This is a genomic window from Pseudooceanicola sp. HF7, assembly GCF_011806405.1.
GTDB lineage: Bacteria > Pseudomonadota > Alphaproteobacteria > Rhodobacterales > Rhodobacteraceae > Pseudooceanicola.
This window is the reverse complement of record NZ_JAATOW010000002.1, coordinates 17,465-38,122: the sequence shown is the minus strand read 5'-3', so window position 1 is coordinate 38,122 and position 20,658 is coordinate 17,465. Positions and strand designations below refer to the sequence as shown.

General features: G+C 65.1%; 22 protein-coding genes. 8 read left to right on the top strand and 14 right to left on the bottom strand.

Translation table 11 applies throughout. The features are described 5' to 3' along the window. Window positions 1-12: 12 nt before the first annotated feature. Both HCZ97_RS00960 and HCZ97_RS00955 read right to left on the bottom strand, forming a co-directional pair. Entirely contained in the window at window positions 13-1,788 is a 1,776-nt protein-coding gene (locus HCZ97_RS00960; RefSeq protein WP_167686787.1) for a solute carrier family 23 protein, read from the bottom strand. A gap of 20 nt (window positions 1,789-1,808) precedes the next feature. Next, the gene (locus tag HCZ97_RS00955; protein WP_167686786.1) at window positions 1,809-2,156 is read right to left on the bottom strand and encodes an STAS domain-containing protein; all 348 of its coding nucleotides are present in this window, start codon (window positions 2,154-2,156) and stop codon (window positions 1,809-1,811) included. A 369-nt stretch (window positions 2,157-2,525) separates the two neighbouring features. Between HCZ97_RS00955 and HCZ97_RS00950 the strand changes: the two genes are divergently transcribed. Both HCZ97_RS00950 and HCZ97_RS00945 read left to right on the top strand, forming a co-directional pair. Then, complete coding sequence (locus HCZ97_RS00950; protein WP_167686785.1) at window positions 2,526-3,188, top strand: hypothetical protein; 663 nt, start codon at window positions 2,526-2,528, stop codon at window positions 3,186-3,188. A gap of 19 nt (window positions 3,189-3,207) precedes the next feature. Beyond that, entirely contained in the window at window positions 3,208-4,812 is a 1,605-nt protein-coding gene (locus HCZ97_RS00945; protein WP_167686784.1) for a Na/Pi cotransporter family protein, read from the top strand. An 8-nt stretch (window positions 4,813-4,820) separates the two neighbouring features. On the opposite strand, the gene HCZ97_RS00940 is transcribed toward HCZ97_RS00945, so the two are convergent. Further along, window positions 4,821-5,525 (bottom strand): FCD domain-containing protein, encoded by a 705-nt coding sequence (locus HCZ97_RS00940; protein WP_167686783.1) that lies wholly within the window; start codon window positions 5,523-5,525, stop codon window positions 4,821-4,823. Between the two features lie 192 nt (window positions 5,526-5,717). On the opposite strand from HCZ97_RS00940, the gene dctP reads away from it, so the two are divergent. Genes dctP through HCZ97_RS00915 form a run of 5 tightly spaced genes read left to right on the top strand, consistent with a single transcriptional unit; the run spans window position 5,718 to window position 9,772 of the window. Continuing rightward, window positions 5,718-6,707 carry a TRAP transporter substrate-binding protein DctP gene (dctP, locus tag HCZ97_RS00935; protein WP_167686782.1) on the top strand — a complete coding sequence of 330 codons (990 nt, stop codon included), beginning with the start codon at window positions 5,718-5,720 and terminating at the stop codon, window positions 6,705-6,707. 7 nt (window positions 6,708-6,714) lie between these two features. Then, window positions 6,715-7,230 (top strand): TRAP transporter small permease, encoded by a 516-nt coding sequence (locus HCZ97_RS00930; protein ID WP_167686781.1) that lies wholly within the window; start codon window positions 6,715-6,717, stop codon window positions 7,228-7,230. Then, window positions 7,227-8,516, top strand: coding sequence for a TRAP transporter large permease (locus HCZ97_RS00925; protein WP_167686780.1), 1,290 nt, complete (start codon window positions 7,227-7,229; stop codon window positions 8,514-8,516). Before HCZ97_RS00930 ends, HCZ97_RS00925 begins: the two co-directional genes overlap by 4 nt. Window positions 8,517-8,531: 15 nt before the next feature. Next, the gene (locus HCZ97_RS00920) at window positions 8,532-9,395 is read left to right on the top strand and encodes an alpha/beta hydrolase (RefSeq protein ID WP_167686779.1); all 864 of its coding nucleotides are present in this window, start codon (window positions 8,532-8,534) and stop codon (window positions 9,393-9,395) included. Continuing rightward, a complete protein-coding gene (locus HCZ97_RS00915) occupies window positions 9,392-9,772 on the top strand; it encodes a RidA family protein (RefSeq protein ID WP_167686778.1) in 381 nt (126 codons plus the stop codon). Before HCZ97_RS00920 ends, HCZ97_RS00915 begins: the two co-directional genes overlap by 4 nt. 2 nt (window positions 9,773-9,774) lie before the next feature. On the opposite strand, the gene HCZ97_RS00910 is transcribed toward HCZ97_RS00915, so the two are convergent. The 9 genes from HCZ97_RS00910 to HCZ97_RS00870 form a co-directional block, all read right to left on the bottom strand. Next, complete coding sequence (locus tag HCZ97_RS00910) at window positions 9,775-10,656, bottom strand: alpha/beta hydrolase (protein ID WP_167686777.1); 882 nt, start codon at window positions 10,654-10,656, stop codon at window positions 9,775-9,777. A gap of 11 nt (window positions 10,657-10,667) precedes the next feature. After that, window positions 10,668-11,369, bottom strand: coding sequence for an ABC transporter ATP-binding protein (locus tag HCZ97_RS00905; RefSeq protein WP_167686776.1), 702 nt, complete (start codon window positions 11,367-11,369; stop codon window positions 10,668-10,670). After that, window positions 11,363-12,121 carry an ABC transporter ATP-binding protein gene (locus HCZ97_RS00900; protein WP_167686775.1) on the bottom strand — a complete coding sequence of 253 codons (759 nt, stop codon included), beginning with the start codon at window positions 12,119-12,121 and terminating at the stop codon, window positions 11,363-11,365. Before HCZ97_RS00900 ends, HCZ97_RS00905 begins: the two co-directional genes overlap by 7 nt. Then, complete coding sequence (locus tag HCZ97_RS00895) at window positions 12,118-13,101, bottom strand: branched-chain amino acid ABC transporter permease (RefSeq protein WP_167686774.1); 984 nt, start codon at window positions 13,099-13,101, stop codon at window positions 12,118-12,120. The genes HCZ97_RS00900 and HCZ97_RS00895 overlap by 4 nt, the downstream gene beginning before the upstream one ends. Before the next feature lie 3 nt (window positions 13,102-13,104). Beyond that, complete coding sequence (locus tag HCZ97_RS00890; RefSeq protein ID WP_167686773.1) at window positions 13,105-14,019, bottom strand: branched-chain amino acid ABC transporter permease; 915 nt, start codon at window positions 14,017-14,019, stop codon at window positions 13,105-13,107. Window positions 14,020-14,105: 86 nt separating this feature from the next. Then, on the bottom strand, window positions 14,106-15,257 hold the full coding sequence (locus HCZ97_RS00885; RefSeq protein WP_167686772.1) for an ABC transporter substrate-binding protein: 1,152 nt from the start codon (window positions 15,255-15,257) through the stop codon (window positions 14,106-14,108). Window positions 15,258-15,355: 98 nt separating this feature from the next. Further along, window positions 15,356-15,904, bottom strand: coding sequence for a 3-hydroxyanthranilate 3,4-dioxygenase (locus tag HCZ97_RS00880; protein WP_167686771.1), 549 nt, complete (start codon window positions 15,902-15,904; stop codon window positions 15,356-15,358). 16 nt (window positions 15,905-15,920) lie between these two features. Then, a complete protein-coding gene (locus HCZ97_RS00875; protein ID WP_167686770.1) occupies window positions 15,921-16,874 on the bottom strand; it encodes a dihydrodipicolinate synthase family protein in 954 nt (317 codons plus the stop codon). Further along, window positions 16,871-19,081, bottom strand: a complete 2,211-nt coding sequence (locus HCZ97_RS00870) for a xanthine dehydrogenase family protein molybdopterin-binding subunit (RefSeq protein WP_368484303.1) — start codon at window positions 19,079-19,081, stop codon at window positions 16,871-16,873. The genes HCZ97_RS00875 and HCZ97_RS00870 overlap by 4 nt, the downstream gene beginning before the upstream one ends. 104 nt (window positions 19,082-19,185) lie before the next feature. On the opposite strand from HCZ97_RS00870, the gene HCZ97_RS00865 reads away from it, so the two are divergent. Continuing rightward, window positions 19,186-20,094 (top strand): LysR family transcriptional regulator, encoded by a 909-nt coding sequence (locus HCZ97_RS00865; RefSeq protein ID WP_167686769.1) that lies wholly within the window; start codon window positions 19,186-19,188, stop codon window positions 20,092-20,094. Here HCZ97_RS00865 and HCZ97_RS00860 read toward each other — a convergent pair. Together HCZ97_RS00860 and HCZ97_RS00855 are read right to left on the bottom strand one after the other, a co-directional pair. After that, the gene (locus HCZ97_RS00860) at window positions 20,091-20,483 is read right to left on the bottom strand and encodes a CBS domain-containing protein (RefSeq protein ID WP_167686768.1); all 393 of its coding nucleotides are present in this window, start codon (window positions 20,481-20,483) and stop codon (window positions 20,091-20,093) included. The genes HCZ97_RS00865 and HCZ97_RS00860 overlap by 4 nt on opposite strands. A 1-nt stretch (window position 20,484) precedes the next feature. Next, window positions 20,485-20,652, bottom strand: a complete 168-nt coding sequence (locus HCZ97_RS00855; RefSeq protein WP_167686767.1) for a hypothetical protein — start codon at window positions 20,650-20,652, stop codon at window positions 20,485-20,487. Window positions 20,653-20,658: the final 6 nt, after the last annotated feature.

Here is a 20,658-nt window from a genome sequence, read left to right as displayed (position 1 = left end):
CACGAACCCGCTTCAGTGGTTGAACTCAAGAAGCAAGCTTGCCTTGCCTCCCTTGGAAGAAACGCTGACCCGGTCGGCCAGGCGCCTGATGAGGTTAGTTGACATCTCGCTCAACCCAGCGTCAAGCGCGGCGTCGTCCTCTGCGTTCAGAAGCGCCTCGAGGTCCGGAGCAGCCGTCTGTTCAAGCCTGGGCTTTTCGCCCTCGTAGGTGATCGTGCAGCGCAGGTTGATCTCGTCGAAGCGGGTCGTCAGCGCCACGGCGCCCTTGATGAAACCGCCATCGTTCAGCAGTTCCAGGGCCTCGCCCACGGCCATGCCACCGCGCATCACTACTTCGCGGCGCGCGCCCCATTCGGCACCCCAGTGTTCCAGGTGCTCTGCCGCCTGCACGGCCCGGGGCGTGCCCTCTTCGAACTGCAGCGTGACGGTCCGGCTGGTCCCGATGCGAAACAGCGCGTTCAGCACGATGGCTGTCAGCACGGCAACCGTCAGGCCCGACGCGGCAATCGTCCGGCTCCATTCCGGCAGGTTCTGCACCAGCGCCGGCAGGGTGACGACGGTGAAGCCGATGACGATGGAAAAGCCCACGGTGAAGGACCGCTTGGAGTTCATCATCCGCGACAGCACCAGCTCCATCCCGGCGATGATCATGAAGGCCGCGGTGTAGATCAGCACGCCGCCCACCACGGGGCCCGGCGTCAGGACGATCACCAGCGCCACCACGGGCACGAAGGAGAGCAGCATCATCAGCAGACCGGTCCCGATCCCCACGAAGCGCGACATCACCCCGCTGGCATGAGCCAGGCCGATGTTCGCGGTAGAGGTCGCCCCGGTCAGCGTGCCAAGGGCGCCGCAGACCACGTTGCCGATTGCATTGGCCATGGAGGACCGCGCGGTGATCGACATGTCCGCCCGCACCCAGTTCTTGTCCGACAGCTTGTCCATGGTCAGCGCAGAGGCCACCTGGTCCATCAGGTGCACCAGCTCGATCACAGTATAGGCCAGGATCGCCGCCGGCACGAAAGTGGGCCAGGCCGCAGCCGGGCTGGGCAAGGGCGTTGCGAAAAAGCCAAGCTCCGGGATGTTGTCGAGAGAGGAGAAATCGAAGGCGCCCAGCAACAGGGCGATGACCGTGCCGATCCCGCAGCCCACGATCAGTGACATGACCCGCAGCCGCACCCCGCCCCAGATCGAACAGAGCACGATCGCCGCCAGCGTCACGACCGATGCGATCATGGAGGGGGCAGAGATGATCCCCGCCGCGTCCGGCGACAGGCTGCGCTGGATACCCTCGGGAATGATCATCACACCGATCATGAAGACCGCGACGCCCGCCACCTCTGGCGGGAAATATCCCCGCAGACGGGGCAATTGCGGGGTGATCAACAGGATGATAACATTGGCGCTGATGACCGCGCCCACGGCCGCCGACGGCCCCCAGGCGCTGATGATCCCGATGTAGGTCCCGAAGGCCACCGGGCTGGGAATGGCCACCATCAGCATCCCCGGGGTCAGGCGCGAGCGCAGCCCCTGCAGAAGCGTGGACAGGCCGAAGCCGAAAATACATGTGCTGGTGAAGCGAACGACCCCTGCCGGATCAAGCCCCATCCGTTCGCCGGTGATCACGGCGTAGACCAGCAGCATCAGCATCAGCATGGCCTGCTGGACCACGGCGATCATCGTCACACCTGCCGGAGGCCTGTCTTCCGTGCCGTAAAGAACGTCGTCCGGACGTGCTTTGGGTGCGGATATCGGAACGCTGGTCAGCCAGTCGACTGCCCGGCGCATCCCCCCTCCGGCCGCGGGCATCAGCTTCCGCCGGTCTTGAGGATGGCCGCGATCGCCTCCGGCGTGCTCCCATGGATCTCGAGCACGGAAGAGAAGCCGCTGATATCGAAGACCTCCCGCACCTGCGGCGTCAGGCCCGCCAGCACCAGACGCGCGCCCGACGAGCGGGCCGACTTGGCCCCCTTGAGAACGACGCGAAGGCCGGCAGAGCTGACATAATCGACATGCTGAAGATCCAGCACCAGGGCGGGAACCGACGGGATCCGCGCCAGGATGGCGGTTTCCGCTTCGGCTGACGTCGTTCCATCGATCCGCCCGCTGATCGACATCACTGCAACGTCACGATCCGTGTACTCGGTAATATTCATAGGTCCCCACAGGAATTATTCTATTCTTGTCCCCGGCGCGTATCGCTCTGGCCGCTGTGATTCCGCAATAGCCCCAATGGGCACGGAATACGACAGCCGCTCAATTCGGCCTGCCTGAGGCGATCCTACACCATTTCTGAGCAGGAAACTTCCACAACATAGACTGCCACGTCAAGTTGAGTGACCGGAAGCGCATGATTTGGCCGTGAGATTTTGCAATTATTTTCAGCCGCTTCGAATAATTCATCCAAGCGGCGAAACCCGGGCGAATGCCCAAGGGGAAACTTTACCCCCCCTGTCGCCGAATTGTTTCTTGAATAGAGGGACCGCTGTCCTTACCGATGATGCATAAATACAAGTTGGACCCGCATGCCCAGAGAAACCCAGCCGAGCGCCCGTTTCGTGGGCCTGCTCTTCATCGCAGTCCTGCTTCTGGCAGGCGTCGGTCTGTTCAGCACCAGCTACATGCAGAGCGAAAGCGAAAAGGCCCTGGACCAGGCCGTTCAAAGTGCAGAGCTTCTGGATGACGCGCGCTCCGCCCAGGTCAATTTCAAGATCCAGGTCCAGCATTGGAAGAACTTCCTGCTGCGCGGACACAATGCCGAAGATTACGAAAGCTACATTAACCGCTTCAGGCAACAGGCTGATCTGGTTCAGGAAGATCTCTCTGCGGTTCTTGCATTTCCAACCTTCGATCCCGGGCTGCACGATGAAATTGCCGCGATCCTGGAAGAGCACGCTCGCTTGGGCGAACTCTATTCCGACGCGATGGAGCGTTTCGATCCCGACAATCCGGCTTCCGGTTTCGCGGTCGATCGGTCCGTGCGAGGCATTGACCAGGATCTGACACAGCGCATCGATACCGCCGCCGATCAGATCCTGGCTGTCGAACAGGCGCGCGTTGCAAAAATCACCTCCGCCCTCGATGAGCATTTTGAACGTGCCCGGCTTTTCACCAGCTTGGCGACGGGCCTTGTCCTGCTGATGGTCATCCTGCTGGTCTGGCGCCTGCGTCAACGCGGCCGCACATAAGAATTAACGGGTCTTTTCCATGGTCGAGCTTCTCGCCCTGTTCCTTGCAGGTCTGAGCCTCTTCTTCACCGGCGTCGCCGGCGTGAAAGGGCAACTCCAGCGCATGAGCGGCCGGCGCCTGCGCAAGATGCTGGCACGAACAACCGGCAACCCGGTTCTGGGAACGCTTACCGGCGTGCTGGCTGGGGCCATTTCGCAAAGCGCCTCGGTCGTGGCCTTCATCCTTTCGGGGCTGATCGCCACCGGCCTGATCCCGGTCCGGCGCGCGCTGCTGGTGGTCGCAGCCTCCAACATCGGCACCGCCGTGCTGGTCTTCCTGGCCGCGATCGACCTGCGGCTGGCGATCCTCTACATCATCGGGCTGACCGGGCTGGCGATCAACTTCAGGATCGCGGTGCGCCTGTCGTCGGTCTTCGGGGCGCTCTTCTCCATCGGGTTGCTGTTCTTCGGGCTGGACCTGATGAAACAGGGCTTCGCCCCCCTGCCCCAGATGCCCGGCTTTATCGCGCTGGCCGCCCTGCTTCAGGACTGGGCCGTGGCCGCGCTTCTGCTGGGCGCCGCCTGCCGGATGTTCATCCAGAGCTCCTCGGCCATCGGGGTAATCGCCATCACGCTGCAGGCCAGCGGCATCTTCACAGAGCTTCAGGCGATGCTGCTGATCTGCGGTTGCGGCCCGGGCGTGGCGCTGGCCGGCATGTTCCTGTCCTCCACCCTGCAGGGCGCGCCGCGCCAGGTCATCGTCTTCCAGGGCATCATCAACCTGATCTCGGGATGCAGCATGGCGGGGCTGCTACTGATCGATTCCGGGCTGAACGACGGGGCAATCCTGCAGCACTTCGAGGCGCTCACCAGCTCGCCCTCCCAACGGGTTGCCCTGCTCTTCCTGGCAAACATGGTGCTGTGCTGGCTGGCCGCGCTGATCCTGCTACCTTGGATCGAAGGCGTACTGGACCGGATCGAGCCGCCGACCCAGTCAGAGGATATCTCCCGCCCCGCCTACATCCATGACGAGGCGCTGGATGTCCCGGAAACCGCCACGGAACTGGCCGCGCGGGAACAGCTTCGCCTGCTGAACCTGACCATCCAGCTTCTGGACTGCGTGCGCACGGACCAGACCTGGGGCGAATACGATGATCCGGACGCCCTGCACGAGGGCATGCAAAGGCTGCGCCCGGAAATCAGCACCTTCATCGCAGAGATCGTGAACCGGGAACTGGACCGTGAGACCACGAAAGAGGTGCTGACCCTCGAACGCCGCCAGGAACAGCTGGATGCGCTGGAGGAAAGCGTTGCCAAGTTCATAGACCTGCACCGGAAGACCGGCTTCACGGGACGCGGCGCGCAGCTGATCGACAGGCTGACGGAATCCCTCAGTGTGATCCTGCTCACGGCCCAGGACGCCTGGGTCAGCGGCGATGCATTCGAGACAGAGATGCTGATGTCCCTGACGTCAGATCGCGGCGAGATGATGGAGAAGATCCGCGTGGCCTTCCAGGAAGGCGCGCGTGCCGGTCTGGATGAGGAAGCCGCGATCTTCTACGCCACCGCCCTGTTCGAACGCATGCTCTGGCTGGTGCGCCAGATCGCGCAAACCTTGCAGACAGCGCCGCGCGCCGCCGCCTGACAGGCGGATCAGGCCTGCGGGCGCTCCTGCAGGAAGGCGGCCACGAACTGGCGGCTACTTTCGAAATGCGCGGCCAGAAGATCCGGCGCCGCCACGTCCCTTGCGATCACGGCGTCGCGGAGCGCGTTATGCTCGGCCACGAAATCGGCGATGTTGTCCGTCGTGAACTGCGTCAGGCGCAACGCCCGGTACCGTTCGGTCTGATCCACCATCTGGCCGATCAGCCGCAGCAGACGTGGCGCAGGCGCAGCCGCGATGAGGCTGGTGTGAAAGGCCCGGTGGCGCGCTTCCCAATCACGCAGGGCGGCCCCGCTGGCTGGCGCCTCAGGCAAGGGCGCATGGGCAAGGCGGTGCGCCGCAGACAGGATCTGCCCTTCCCAGTGGTCATCCCCGTGCTTCATCGCCAGCACAAGTGCCTCGCGTTCCAGCGCGATGCGAATGCGGTAGATGTCGTTGAGGTCCTCGACCGTCGGCAGGGGCACGCGTACGCCGCGATGGCTGGCGGCCTCCAGCAGACCCTCCGCCACCAGGCGGGCCAGGGCTTCGCGCAGCGGGCTGATGCCGCAGCCGTAACGCTCTGTCAGTTCCCGCGTCAGCAGCGACTGCCCCGGCAGCATCACACCGGTCAGCACGTCCTCCTTGAGGGCGCCATAGGTGGTTTCGGCCACGGTACGGGCGGCGGGTTTCTTCGCAGAGCGCGTGTCGGTGTTCATTATGTGACATAGGCCCCAGCCTGCACAGGAAGTCAACGTTCCAATAAACCCGTATTTTCCAAAACTCACGTATTTTGGAAAATCCTGTTGACCGAACGGCAAAGCCGCACATAGCTTGAGCGCAGTCGGCCGGATCCAGAGAGGCAAACCCCGCTTCCGGCCGTGAACCACGACCCCAACAAGGAGTTCCCCATGACACGCGCTACCCCCCTGCTGGCCCGCCTGGCCGCCCTTGGTACGGCGGCCCTGATGGCCAGCACCGCCCTCGCCGATGACGTCACCCTACGTTTCTCGACCGCCGGACCCGCCGCGGACTTCCTGGCCAAATCCATGGAAAGTTTCGCCGACAAGGTCGCGGAGGCCGATATCGGCGTCACGGTGGAGGTCTACCCCGGCGCCTCGCTGATCCGTCAGGGCGCAGAGGTCCCGGCCCTGCAGCGCGGCAACCTGGAAATGTCGACGATGAACACCTTCGAGGTCTCTTCCCAGGTGCCCAGCTTCGGTTTCCTGAACCGCGCTTTCCTCTTTGCTGATTACGACCAGATGATGGCCGCGATGAACGGTCCCGTGGGTGACGCGCTGAAGGCCGCCACGGCCGAGGAAATGGGGATCGAGATCCTGTCGGTCGCCTACCTGGGCTCCCGCCAGCTGAACCTGCGCGACGCCATCGACGTGACCGGCCCCGAGGACCTGACAGGCGTTCAGGTGCGCATGCCCGCATCCCCCGAATGGCTGCTTCTGGGCGAAAGCCTGGGTGTCTCTCCGACCCCCATGGCGATGTCTGAAACCTACGTCGCGCTGCAGACAGGCGCGGTGGACGGGCAGGAAAACCCGCTCTCCATCCTCAAGGCCGCGAAATTCGACGAGGTGACGAAACAGGTCGTGCTGACCTCTCACCTGGTGCAGCCGGTCTTTTACGCTATCGCCAAGCCGGTCTGGGACGACATGACCCCGGAGCAACAGGAGATCGTGCAAAGCGCCGCCCTGGAAGCCGCGGAAGAGAACAACAGCGCCCGCCTGGCGGATGAGGCCAAGGTGGCTGATATCCTGAAATCGGAAGGTCTGCGCGTCGATGCCATCGACCTGGCGCCCTTCCACGCCAAGGCCGACGAAGTCTACGGCGCCTCTGACCTGGCTGCCGAATGGGACCAGGACCTGATGCACCAGGCCATGGGCGACTGACCTTCCCATGACGTCTCAGAGCACCTTTCTGCGCCGGCTCGAAAGGGCCGGCGTTTGGCTCCAGCGAGGGGCGGAAATCCTGACCTCGCTTGGCTTCATCGCGGTCAGCGGCGCCTTCATCTGGACCGTCGTCTGCCGTTACCTGCTGCGCGATCCCTCCCACACGAGCGAGGAACTGGCCATCGTCATCTACCTCTGGGTCATCACCATCGGCGCCTCGCTGGCCGTGCGGCTGGAGGAACACGTGGCCTTCGACCTGCTGGCCAGCCTTCTGCCGCCGCGCGCCACCGCGCTTCTGGTCGGGCTTGGCTCACTGGTGGCCGGGGGGATCCTGCTGGCCGCCCTGCCCTTCACCATCGATTACATCGCCTTCCTCTGGCGGGAGAAGACAACCGTCATGCGCATCCCTCTCAACCAGCTCTATGCCTGTTTCGCCGTTCTTCAGGGCGGGCTGGGCGTCAAGCTGGTGATCGAGGCCGCGCGCCAGGCGGTCATCTTCAGATCCGGCAGGGTGGCGAAATGAGTATCGGCCTGACAACGCTCGTCCTGGCCTTCGCCTTGCTGGCGCTGGCACGGGTGCCCATCGCCGTCTCCATGCTGGTCTCTGGCTTTGCCTACCTTGCCGTCACCGGGCAGGACCTCGGAATCGTCACCGACCAGGTGATGAACTCGCTCTACGGCAGCTACGTCCTGCTGGCCGTGCCCATGTTCATCCTGGCCGCCAACATCATGACGGCCGGTTCCATCGCCGAACGGCTCTGGAAAGCGGCTGACGCGGTTGTCGGCTGGCTGCCGGGCGGTCTGGGGCACGTCACCGTGCTGACCTCCATGCTGTTCTCCTCCATGAGCGGTTCGGCTTTGGCCGATGCCGCGGGGCCAAACCTGATCGCGCTGAAGATGATGCGGGACATCGGCGGCTTCCGGGCCGGTTTCGCCACCGCGCTGACCGCCGCCGCCGCCGTCATCGCGCCAATCATCCCGCCCTCCGTGCCGATGATCCTCTACGCGCTGAACTCCGGCGCCTCCGTCGGGGCCCTGTTCCTGGGCGGGATCGTTCCGGGACTCATGCTGGGCTTTGCGCTGATGATCGGCCTGGCCCTCATGGCCAAGCGCCGCAACCTGCCGAAGGGCACCCGCCTGCCCTGCAAGGAGCTGGGCCCGCTTCTGGGTCGCGCGGTGATCCCCATGTCCATCCCCGTCGTGCTTCTGGGCGGGATCTGGACCGGCGTCTTCACCCCGACGGAAGCGGCCGCGGTCGCCGCCGCCTATGCCCTGTTCCTGGGCGTGGTGGTCTACCGGGCGATCAGCTGGAACAGCTTCTGGACCGCGATCACCGAAAGCATGCGCACCTCCTCCTCGGTCATGCTGCTGATCGCGGGCGCCTACATCATGAACTACGCCATCACAGCCGAACGCCTGGACCGCGATCTGGCCGCCTGGATCGAGGCCGCCGGCTTCGGGCAGATCGGCTTCCTGCTCAGCATCAACCTGATCTTCCTGCTGCTTGGCTGCCTGGTCGATACCGGGACGCTGATCCTGGTCTTCGTGCCCATGCTGCTGCCCACGGTCCGCCTGCTGGGCATCGACCCGGTGCATTTCGGCGTGCTGATGACGGTCAACATCATGATCGGCCTCGTGACCCCACCCTTCGGGATGCTGCTCTTCACCCTCTCCAAGCTGGGTGACGTCCCCCTGCGCGAGGTGATCGGAGAGATCTGGGTCTTCATCGGCATCCTTGTGCTGGTGCTTCTGGTGATCACATTCGTTCCGGGAACCGTGCTCTGGCTACCCCGGCTCTTCGGCTTCTGAGCCAAAAGGAAAGACATGACGACGCGTTTCAACCTGGCGCCTCAGCCGCCTTTGCCGGTGCCTGCCGCCAATGCCTATGCAGAGGCCGCCCTGGCAGCCTCAAGCGGGCCCTGGGAGGCTGTCGAAGAACACCGCGACCTCTCCTTCGGCCCCCAGGACTGGCAAAGCTTCGACCTGTTCACGCCCACCAATGGCACGGGCAGCGACATGCTGATCTTCGTGCACGGCGGTGGCTGGACGAACGGCTACAAGGAATGGTGCGGCTTCATGGCCCCGGCGCTGGCCGCGCGGGGCTGTGCCCTGGCCGCGGTCAGCTATCGCCTGGCCCCCGGCATCCGCTATCCCGTGATGCTTGAGGACGTGCTGGATGGCGTCTCTGCCGTGATCAGGCACCTGCCCGACGTGGGCTGCGCAAGCGATCGCGTATTCCTCTCCGGGCATTCGGCGGGCGGTCACCTTGCTGCCCTTGCTGCCCTGCGCCCCGATCTTTGGGCGGCGCATGGCATCCCGGAGGGCGCGATCCGGGCCTGCGCCCCCATCAGCGGCATCCTGGACCTGCACCACCCGGCCCCGCCCCCCGGCTCACTTGAGGCCATGGTCTATGAAAAGGTGCTGGCCCGCCCCGAAGACGACGGCGTTGCCAGCCCGCTTTCCTGGCTGGCGGACAACGACCTGCCCCTCTTCCTGAGCTGGGGCAGCGCGGACAGCGACAGGGTGCAACGCGCCAACCGGGCGGCGCGGATGGTCCTTGAGGGCGCCCCGACCACGGCGCGCTTCCTGGAAATGGACCAGGACCATTTCGGCACGCACCTGGCCCTGCGCGATGCGCAGCACCCCTGGTACGACATTTTCGACGACATGCGGAGACTGACCAAATGACGAAGACGGCACTCGACATCGGCCTGCCGACACCGGGCCAGCCCTTTTCCTGGGCGATCATGGACGGGGACATGCTGTACACGACCCATGCGGCGGTGACCCCCGAAGGCGGCATCCTGCAAGAGGATGTGGAGGCACAGGCCCACCTGACCTTCCAGAACTTTCGAAAGACGGTCGAGGCGGCCGGCGGAACGATGGACGATTTCCTGCAGCTCACCATCTACATCACCGACGGGGCGCATATGGCCGCAGTGGACAAGGTCTACGAAAGCTACTTCCAACCGCCCTATCCCAACCGCGCGACCCTGATCGTCGCCGGGCTTGTCGGCCCCGGCATGCTGATCGAGGTCACGGGCGTCGCCCGCATCAAGGGCTGAGGTCAGCCCCGGATCATGCCCAGCAGCGCCCGGGAAAGCGGCGTATCGGCATCGCAGAGCTCCATCAGGATGTCGAAATGGTTGCGGCCGGGCACTTCCAGGCAGCTGACCTGCGCGCCCGTGGCCCGCCAGGCGGCGGCAAAGGCTGCGGATTGGCGCTTGAACCCCGCCGGGTCCGTCTCTGCCCAGGCTAGGGTCAGGGTCGGACCGGCTTGCGGCAGGTGGCGCAGCGGGCTTAGCGCCGCCACGTCCGCCTCTGTCAGGGACAGCCACTCCTGCGGGGCAGAGGCCCTGATCGGCGAAAGGTCGAACAACCCGCTGATCGGCAGGCCTGATTTCACCACGTCCTCCGGCAGCCACAGCTCTGTCTGCCAGCCGCCCGCCAGCACCATGCCGGCCAGGTGCCCGCCAGCAGAACTGCCCCCGACATGGATGCGATGCGAGTCCAGCCCAAGCTGGCCGCCTTCCTTCCAGAGAAAGGCCACGGCGGCGCGCACCTGTCGGGTGATCTCTGCCAGGCTGACAGAGGGGGCCAGGTCATACTCCACCACCGCAGTGGCAATCCCCTGCATGGCCAGCATCCCGGCCATCATCGCCGAGTCCCGCTTGGACAGCGCGCGCCAGTAGCCGCCGTGGAGGAAGACGAAAACCGGGCAGGCCTCCATCCGTTCGGGGCCGAACAGGTCCAGCCTCTGGCCGCTGGCCGTGTCATAGACCACGTCTAACCGGCGCCCCCAAGGCCCGCGCATCTGGTCGGAGACCGCGCGATAGGCGGCCATCTCTGCCGTGAAACGCTCTGCGCTGACCGTGCCGCGTGGCTGGTAATCGGCGTCAAGGCGTTCCGCGGGCCAGTGCCCCTCTGCCACCAGGTCGATATCGTTCATTCCACTTTCCTTCAGATCCCGACGTAGCCGCGCACGGTGTCGTGGTCGCGATCCAGCGCGCTGCCGTCGCCTGACCAGACCGTGCGCCCCTTCTCGATGATGTAGTGCCGGTCCGCGAGGCGCTTGAGCACGGCTAGGTTCTTGTCGATCAGCAGGATCGATTGCCCCTCTGCGCGAAGCTGCGCCACGACCTCCCAGATCTCCTGGCGGATCACGGGGGCCAGCCCCTCTGTCGCCTCGTCCAGGATCAGCAGGCGCGGATTGGTCATCAAGGCGCGCCCGATGGCCAGCATCTGCTGTTCCCCGCCCGAAAGCGTCCCGGCGGCCTGCCCGGCGCGTTCCTTCATCCGCGGAAACAGCGCGTAGATGCGATCCAGGGTCCAGGGGTCCCCGCGCTTGAGCCTGTTGGCCGCGGTGGCGACCAGGTTCTCGCGCACCGTCAGCGTGGGAAAGACCTGCCGGCCCTCCGGCACCAGACCGACACCCAGGCGCGCGACCCGTTCCGGCGCCATGCCCGTCACCGGTTCGCCGGCGATGGAGACGCTTCCGCCCCGTGGTCCCAACAGTCCCATGATGGTGCGGATGGTGGTGGTCTTGCCCATCCCGTTGCGCCCCATCAGCGATACCAGTTCGCCCTCCTCGACCCGCAGGGAGATGTCGAACAAAACCTGGCTCTTGCCATAGGCGGCTTGAAGGTTCTCCACGTTCAGCATGACTCCTCCTCTCCACCCAGGTAGGCCTCCCTGACCTCGGCGCTGTCGCGGATCTCATCCGGGGTGCCGGTCAGGATGATCCGCCCGTAGACCAGGACCGAGATCACGTCGGCCAGGGCAAAGACCGCGTCCATGTCATGTTCCACCAGCAGGATCGTGACCTTGCCGCGCAGACCCAGCAGGAAGGCCACCATTTCCTGGCTCTCGACCGGCCCCAGACCCGCCATCGGCTCATCCAGCAACAGGATCTTCGGCTCTCCCGCCAGGGCGATCAGCAGCTCAAGCTGCTTGCGTTCGCCGTGGGACAGGTCCGCCACCGGCGCCTCGCGCCGCTCCTTCAGGCGCGAGTCCGCCAGCAAGGCATCGGCGCGTTCCCAGATCGCGCGGCGCACGGCCACCCGATCCCAGATCCGGAAGTTGCCCCCGCCATGCGCCTGAACGGCCAGGCCGATGTTCTCGCGTACCGTGAAGTCATCCAGCAGGGAGGGCACCTGGAAGGTCCGCCCCACCCCCAGCGGCACCCGGTCGGCGGCGGCCATATGGGTGATGTCTCGCCCCATCAGAGTGATGTGGCCCGCATCTGGCGCGAGCTCACCGCAAAGCTGGTTGATCAGCGTGGACTTGCCCGCGCCATTGGGCCCGATCAGCGCATGGATCAGCCCGTCGCGCAGATCAAGGGTCACGTCATCCGTGGCGACCAGACCAGAGAACCGCTTTACCAGCCCTTCGACAAACAGGATCGTGCTGCTCATGACCGGCCTCGCGTCAGGCGGGACAGCAGTCCCGAAAGGCCGCCGCGCGTGCCAAGGACGACCACCAGCAGGATCAGCCCGAAGACAAGCTGCCAGTGCTCCGTCCAGGCGGAAAGGTAGGTCTGAAGGAACAGGTAGGCCGCCGCCCCCAGCACCGGCCCGAAGAAGGTCCCGACCCCGCCCATGAGAACCATGATCATCAGCTCTCCGCTTTCGGTCCAGTGCAAAGTGTCAGGCGAGGCAAAGCGCAGGAAGACCGCCATCAGCCCGCCGGCCAGCCCTGCCCCCATCCCCGCCAGCACGAAGCCGTATAGCTTGTAGCGATAGGTGGAGATGCCAAGCGCGGTCATCCGCCGCTCGTTCTGCCGGATGCCCGCCAGCACCGCCCCGAAAGAGGAATTCACCACCCGCCAGAGCGCGGCGAAGAACAGCACCATGATCACAAGGATGACGTAGTACATCACCATCTTGTCCCGCAGGTTCAGCCCGAACAGCTGGTTGGACTTGCGGATGATCATCCCGTCATCGCCGCCGTATTGCTGCAGGGAGACGAAGAAGAAATAGAGCATCTGCGCGAAGGCCAGCGTGATCATGATGAACTGCACGCCCCCGGTGCGCAGCGCCATGGCGCCGATGGCCAGCGCCGCGATCCCGGCCACGATCACCGCTGCTGGCAGGGTTATCAGAAGCTGGTCCGTACCGGGGATGATCCCCCAGAGCGGCACGCCCTCGGCATGGTGATAATACAGGATGCCCACCACGTAATTGCCGATCCCGAAGAAGGCCGCGTGGCCGAAGGACACCATTCCGCCATAGCCCAGGATCAGGTTCAGGCTGGCGACGGCGATGGCATAGATCATGATCCGGGCCACCAGGCTGGGAAAGGACCGCTCGCCAAGCGCCTGGGAGATGGGCGGGACCAGGGCCAGCACCAGGATGACCAGGGCCAGGCCCAGGGCAATGGAAACTGTGCGCGACATGGCTCAGCCCCCCACCGGAAACAGGCCCTTGGGCCGGAACAGCAGCACGATGGCCATCAGCAGGTAGATCCCCATGGAGGCGATGCCGATGCCAAGGCTGTGCGCCTCCGGACCCGGCATGAAGGTCGCCAGCATCCCCGGCAGGAAGGCGCGCAGGCAGGTATCTACGACGCCCAGCACGATCCCGGCGATGAAGGCCCCCTTGATGGAGCCGACGCCGCCGATCACCACGACCACGAAGGTCGCCAGCAGGATCTGTTCACCCATGCCAACCTGCACCGCCAGCACCGGACCGGTCATGAAGCCCGCAAGCCCCGCCAGCAGCGCGCCAAGGCCGAAGACGGCGGTGTAAAGCAGCCGGATATCCACGCCAAGCGCGCGCACCATCTCCCGGCTGGTCGATCCGGCGCGCACCAGCATGCCGATCCGGGTCTTGTTGATCAGCAGGTAAAGGCCAAGCGCGGCCAGCAACCCGGCCAGGATGATCAGCAACCGGTAGGGCGGATACGGCAATCCGGGCAGGATCTCGATCGGGGTGGCAAGGGCATCGGGCAGCTGGGAAAAGATCGGCTGGCGCCCGAAGATGATCGTCGTCGTCTCGTTGAAGATCAGGATCAGCGCGAAGGTGGCCAGCACCTGGTCCAGGTGGTCGCGCGAATAGAGCCTTCGCATCACCACCAGCTCCACGATGAACCCGGCAATCATCGCCGCGGGCAGCGCCGCCAGCAGCCCCAGCCAGAAGTGGCCGCTTTCATTGGCCACCCAGGTCCCCACAAAAGCCCCCACCATGTAGAGAGAGCCATGGGCCAGGTTGATCACGCCCATGATCCCGAAGATCAGGGTCAGCCCGGCAGCCAGCAGGAACAGCATGACCCCGTAAAGCAGGCCATTGAGAAGTTGTTCGAAAATCAGGGTCATCGAGGATCACAATTCATGCGCAACCGGCCCGAAGGATCGGGCCGGGTCATGTCGGAATGGGGCGGCACCCGGGCCGCCCCGACGGCTCACATCTCGCACTGGTCCGCGTAGACGTCGCCATAATCCTCGACCAGCTTGGACTGCACGACCGTGGTCGGCACGCCGGTTTCGCCCATCTCGACCTTGACCAGGTACCAGTCCTGAACCGGGTGCTGGTTCTTGCCAAAGGCGAAATCCCCCCGGACGGAGTCGAAATCGGCCTCGCGCAGGGCGTCACGGAAGGCGTCGATATCCTCGACCCCGCCCGCCTTTTCCAGTGCGGAGGCGATCAGCAGACCGGTGTCGTAGCCCTGGGTGCCATAGTAGGTGATCGGACGGTCGCCGTATTTTTCATCCCAGGCCGCCTGGAAGTCCTTGTTGGCGGCATTGTCCAGGTCCGGGGACCAGTGACCGGTGGCATAAAGCCCCACGACCGCCTCGCCGAGCGCCTTCAGGATCACGCCATCCGCATTGGGTTCGGACATGACCATGGGCGTACTCTCCAGCAGGCCGGCCTGCTGGTACTGCTTAGCAAAGGCGATGCCCAGGCCGCCGGGGTGGAACTGGAAAACCACGTCCGGATCCGCCGCACGGATCTGCGCCATCTCGGTCGAATAGTCGGTCTGGTCGAGCTGGGTGTAGCCTTCGCCCACGACCTCGCCCTTGAAGGTGCGCTTGAAGCCGGTCAGCGCGTCCTTGCCCGCCTGGTAGTTGGGCGCAAGGATATAGGCGGTCTCGTAACCCAGCTCATTGGCCGCCAGGCCAGAGGCTTCGTGCAGGGAATCGTTCTGCCAGGAGGTGACGAAATAGTTCTCGTTGCAGCCTTCGCCCGCCATGGTGGAAGGCGCGGCATTGGGGCTGATGTAGATCGCGCCCTCGTCCACCACGTCGGGAACGGTGGCCCCGGCGATGTTGGAGAAGATGATCCCGGTGACGATCTTGATGTCTTCTCCGTAAACGTAGTCTTCCGCGATCTGGCGCGCATGGGCCGGGTCACGGCCGTCATCGGTCACGACAAGCTCGACCGGGGCGCCGGTCTTCTCGATCGCCAGCGCCAGCCCGTCCCGGACATCCGCGCCCAGGTAGCCAGCCGGACCGGAGAGCGTGGTGATCACCCCCACCTTGACCGGATCCTGTGCCAGCGCGACACCGCCCAGGCTGCACATTGCGAGCGCGAGGGGAATGGAATGCAGTTTCATGTTAACTCCCTGTCGTTGATGTTTTCTGTTGGTGTATCAGTCTTGTTTATTGCGGCAACGCCATGATCTAGCGGCACCGATCCGTTTAACGGGAAAAATCAGAGTTTCACCCAACCTTCGGGCGCTTCCTTTCCCGGGTGGACGCTGCCGCAGTCAGGGCAGGTCCGGGCCGCTTCATCGGCGTAGAACGCTTGGTAGATCGGCGGCAGGTCGTCGACGATGGACTCCAGGTCCACTTCCGCACGATGCACGCGGGAATTGCAATCAAAGCAGTACCATTCAATTGCATCCAGCGCGCCTTCGGGCCGCGCCGGTTCAATCACCAGCCCGATGGAGCCCTCCTGCGGGCGTTGCGGCGAGTGGCGGACATGCGGGGGCAGCAGGAAGATCTCTCCTTCCCGGATGGGCACGTCGTAGAATTCGCCGGTGTCCGTGTCATGCAGCTTCAGCAGCATGTCGCCCTTCAGCTGGTAGAAAAACTCTTCTACCGGGTCGTCGTGGTAATCGGTCCGCTTGTTCGGCCCCCCCACCACGGTGACCATCATGTCCGCGTCCTTCCAGACCTGCTGGTTGCCCACTGGCGGTTGCAGCAGGTGCCTGTGCTCGTCGATCCATTTCTGGAAGTTGAAAGCGCTCAGTTTTCCCATGGTTCCCTCCTGTTGATCAGACCTTCAGGCCGCAGGCCCTGAAGGCGGCCTTTGTCCGGTCCTTCTCCTCTTGCGTCAGTTCCAGCATCGGCGCGCGCACCGGCCCGCCCACCTGCCCCAGCAGCTCCTGCCAGTATTTCTGATGTGCAAAGGGTTTTTCGGCCGGTTTCGTGCTGCGGATCGCGGCGCGCACGGGCTCCAGCGATTGCCAGACCGCGCGGGCCTCCTCTGCCTTTCCGGCAAAGGCGAGCTCGGTATAATCCTTCATCCGCAGGTCGCCCGCCGTCTGCAGCAGGTAGGGCGGAGAGGAACAGAGATAGAGCTGCCAGCCCAGGTCCAGCACGTTCTCAAGCCATTCCTCTTCAGAGGCGGTGGAAACGATGATCCTGTCGCCGGCCAGCCGCGTCAGCTCGGCATACATCTCACGGGGCACGGAATACTTGATCGCCACGACCGTCTCGATCTCGGCCAGGCGGGCACAAAGCTCTGGGCTCATCAGGTAGCCGCTGTCGGGGTGGGACCAGAGCGCGATGCCGATGTCGACCTCCTGCGCGATGGTCTCGTAGTAGCGCACCAGGGTCTCTTCCTGTGCTTTCAGGAAGTTCAGCACCGGGGCATGGACGACGATGTAATCCGCGCCGCAGTCCTGCGCGTGACGCGCAAGCTCCAGCACCACCTCCATGTTCTGGTCAGAACAGGACATGATCGTCTGGGCGCGATCCCCGCAGACCTCGACCGCCAGCGACATGATCCGCTTGCGCTCTTCCAGGCTCATGGAGAAGAACTCGCCCTGCTTGCCGGCAATGAAGAAACCGTCGATCTTCAGATCCTCAATCCAGTGTTCCATGTTGGCCCGGAACCCGGCCTCGTCTATGGCGCCCTCCGCGTCGAAGGGGGTGTTCGCCGCCGCCCAGATGCCCCGCATCGTCGCGCGGGAATGGGCCTTGGCCTGGGATCGGGTGTATTTCATGGGGTCTCCTCGGTCGCCTGCATGGCGCGCCAGATCTTTTCGGAAGTCAAAGGAAAGTCTAAATCATCCTCGGTGAAGGGGCTGAGCGCATCCTGAACCGCATTGGCCAGCGCCGGGGGCACGGCGATGCAACCGGCCTCTCCTACGCCCTTGGCACCCAGCTCATTGGCGCCCGACCGGGTTGGCGCGCTGTGGAAGTGCACGGCGCCGGGCATGTCGGTGGCGCGGGGCAGCGCGTAATCCATCAGGGAGCCGGTCAGAAGCTGATCATCCGCGTCATAGGCAATGCGTTCCATGAAGGCATGACCCATCCCCTGCGCCAGCCCGCCCATCATCTGCCCTTCCAGCAGCATCGGGTTCAGCACCCGCCCCGCGTCATCCACCCAGGTGATCCGGTCGGTGCGGGTCACCCCGGTGTCCCGGTCGATGGTCACTTCGGCCAACACAGCGCCAGAGGCCCAGGCCTCCTGCGGGGCGGTATAGGTCTCTTCCGCGACCAGAGTGCCCTCGCTGGCGATCTCGGCCCATGTATATAGCCGGTTGCCCCAGGCAAAACCGCCGTCGACCTGCAGGATCTCCGTCTCTGCCACGCCTCGGGCGCTTGCCAGACGTGCCCGCGCCAAAGCCGCCAGTCCGGCAGAGGCACGCATCATCGCGGTGCCGCCGATGGCCGTGCTGCGACTGGCCAGCGCGCCCAGCCCGTTATTCAGGCGGGCCGTATCGCCTTCGGCCACCGCGACCTGGTCCGGGGTGACACCCAGCTCTTGCGCAACGATCTGGGCAAAGGCCGTCTCTCTGCCCTGCCCCTGCGCGGAGGCGCCCGTCTCTGCCTGGAAGCGGCCGTCGGGCAGAAGGCTTAGCCGCGCCGTCTCCCAGCCCTGCCCACAAGGCTCCAGGTAAAGGGCCAACCCAAGGCCGCAGACCTCGCCCGCGGCGCGGCGCGCCTGCTGGCGCTGGCGCAACTCCACGTAGCCGCTTTCCTGCTCCAGCCGGTCCAGCAAGGCCGGCAGATCGCTCAGGTCCATCAGTTCGCCGGTCGGGCTTTGATAGGGAAAATCGCCGGCGTTCAGCATGTTGCGGCGACGCAGCTCCAGCGGGTCCACGCCGGCCAGGCGCGCGGCCTTGTCGATCAGGCGCTCCATCAGCATCACCGCCTCTGGCCGCCCGGCCCCACGATAGATGCCCATGGGCGCGCGGTTTTCAAACCGGGTCGTAAGCTGAATATCCACCGACCCCACGCGGTAGGGCCCCGGCAGGATCCGCGCCGCGTTGCGCGCCGGGGCATAGGCCGAATAGGGCGTCCAGGCCCCCAGCGGGAAATCCAGATCGGCACGCAGCGCCGTGATCTGGCCCTCCCCGTCCAGGCCGATCTCTGCCCCGGTCGCGGCCCCGCGCCCATGGGTGGCGGCCTGAAGCTCCTCTGACCGGCTGGCCACCCATTTCACCGGCCGCCCAAGCACCTTGGCCGCGAAAGCCACCGCGACCTCTTCAGGATAGATGGAGGCCTTGCCACCGAAGGCTCCGCCCACGTCCGGCGCGATGACCTGCACCTGGTCCGGTTCCAGCCCGAGGATCCGCGCCAGATCCTCTTTCGCGCGGAACGGGGTCTGGGTGGACAGGTGGACCCGCAGCAGCTCTCCGTCCCATTCCGCGAGGGCCGCGCGCGGCTCAAGCGCGAAGGGGGCGACGCGGGCATGATCGACCCGCACGGCACAGCGCAGCGCCGATTTGGAAAGCGCCTTGCCCGCATCCCCGGTCCGGTACTGCGCCGTGGGCACATCGGAGCGGTCCAGCGTCTCTTCTGCCTCAAGGTCCAGCCACACCGCCTCTGCCCCGTCCATGGCCTGGGCCGGGCTTTGTGCGACAACGGCCACCACCGGCTGACCCAGGGCCGTCACCTGTTCGCCCGCCAGCACATCAAAGGATTTCGCCCGCGCGCCCGGGATCAGCATGTTCACCGCGGAGTGCCCCGACAGGCCCAGGTCCGCTGCGGCAAAGACCGCGAACACGCCATCTGTTTCGCGCGCGGCGTCCAGTTCCAGCGCCGTGATGCGCCCGCTGGCTTGGGGCGCGCGGAAGAACTCAAGGAACAGGCACTCCGGCGGCGTATGATCGGCCACGAAGCGCCCCTCGCCGCGCAAAAGCGGCGGGTCCTCGCGGCGCGTCATCGCCGCGCCGATCCAGTCCTTCTTCTCACCTTCGAACACGCAGCGGGCCTCTCTGGCTGTCCCCGCGATCAGGCCAAAGATATTTTCATATGAAAACCCACTCAGACGTCATAAATTCATTAGGAATAGCTCATGAGTGTGTGATGAAACCCAGCCTGCGCCAGATCGAGTGTTTCCGCGCCGTCGTCCAGCTTGGCAATTTCTCCCGCGCGGCGGAGCGGCTGGGGGCAAGCCAGGCCGGGGTCAGCCACATGATCCGCGACCTGGAAAGCGCCCTTGGCGCCCGGCTTTTCGATCGCACCACCCGCCGGGTCGACCTGACAGAGGCGGGACGCCAGTTCGCGCAAAGCGCCCTGCCGGGGCTTGAGGGCATCGACCGCGCCGTCGAACGGATGCGCGATCTTGAAGCCCTGCGCCTGGGCCAGGTGCGCATCGCTGCTCCGCCCCTGATCGCCGCCACGGTCCTGCCGGAGCTTCTGCAGCAGGTGCGGCAGGCCCATCCCGACCTGCGCGTCCAGATGGAGGACACCGGCACCGACCAGATCGTCGCCGGCGTCCGCGAGGGGCGCTGCGATATGGGCGTGGGCAGTTTCGCACAAGAGCTGGAGGGCGTGGAGCACCAGACCGTGCTGCGCGACAGGCTCATGGTCTTCGTCCCCCCCGATCACCGCTTCCGCCACGAGGCTGAGGTGCCCTGGTCCGCCCTTCAGCCCGAACGCATCGTCACGCTGACGCGCGAAAGCAATATCCGCCTGCTGACCGCCATCGGGTTTCAAAGCGCCGGCCTGCCCCTGCGCCCGGAACTGGAAGTGCACCAGATCTTCACCGCCCTTGCCCTGGTGGAAAGCGGCGCGGGCGTGGCCATCCTGCCCACCTATGCCTTCGCCGCCCTGCGTGGCCGGCGCATCATCGCCCGCGCCCTGACCGCCCCCGACATCACAAGAGAGGTGCGGATCATCACCCCCCGCGACCGCAGCCCCTCTGCCGCCACCAACCGCGTCCGCGAGATGCTGCGCCGCGTCCTGCGCGACATGGTGCCAGAGGTCGTCTAACCGAGGTCCAGGAAGGCCTTCAGCAGGTCCGAACGGCTGAGCATCCCCACCAGGATTCCCTCGCTCAGGACCGGGAAGGCTCGATAGGGCATGGCCTGGAATCTCTCCGCGGCAGAGACGATGTCCAGGGCCTTGTCCATGACCTCCACGTTTTCGCTCATGTAGCGCGCCACGCTGTCGCTCCAGCGCTGGTAATAGGCCGAGTTGAGCGCGGCGGCGAAGCAATCCTTCTGGGACAGGATCCCCAGCAGATGCCCTTCGTCATCCACCACCGGCGCGACAGAGCTTTGCGTTTCCACCAGACGGGCGACGGCCTCGCGCATCGGGGTGGCCGGTGTGACGCTCAGGAAATCCCGGCGCATGAAATCCGCGATGGTCCCGTCACGCATCCTACGCCTCCTCTGCCCTGGCACGGCGCGGGCAGACGGCGCATTGGCCGCCACCGATGCAGGCCACGCCTTCGCAACTGGTCTGAAGCGGCTTGCCGCGCAGCATCAGCCCCAGGGCCAGCCCAAGGCAGGACAGAAGGACAATCAGGACGGCGATCAGGATCTCCATGGCATC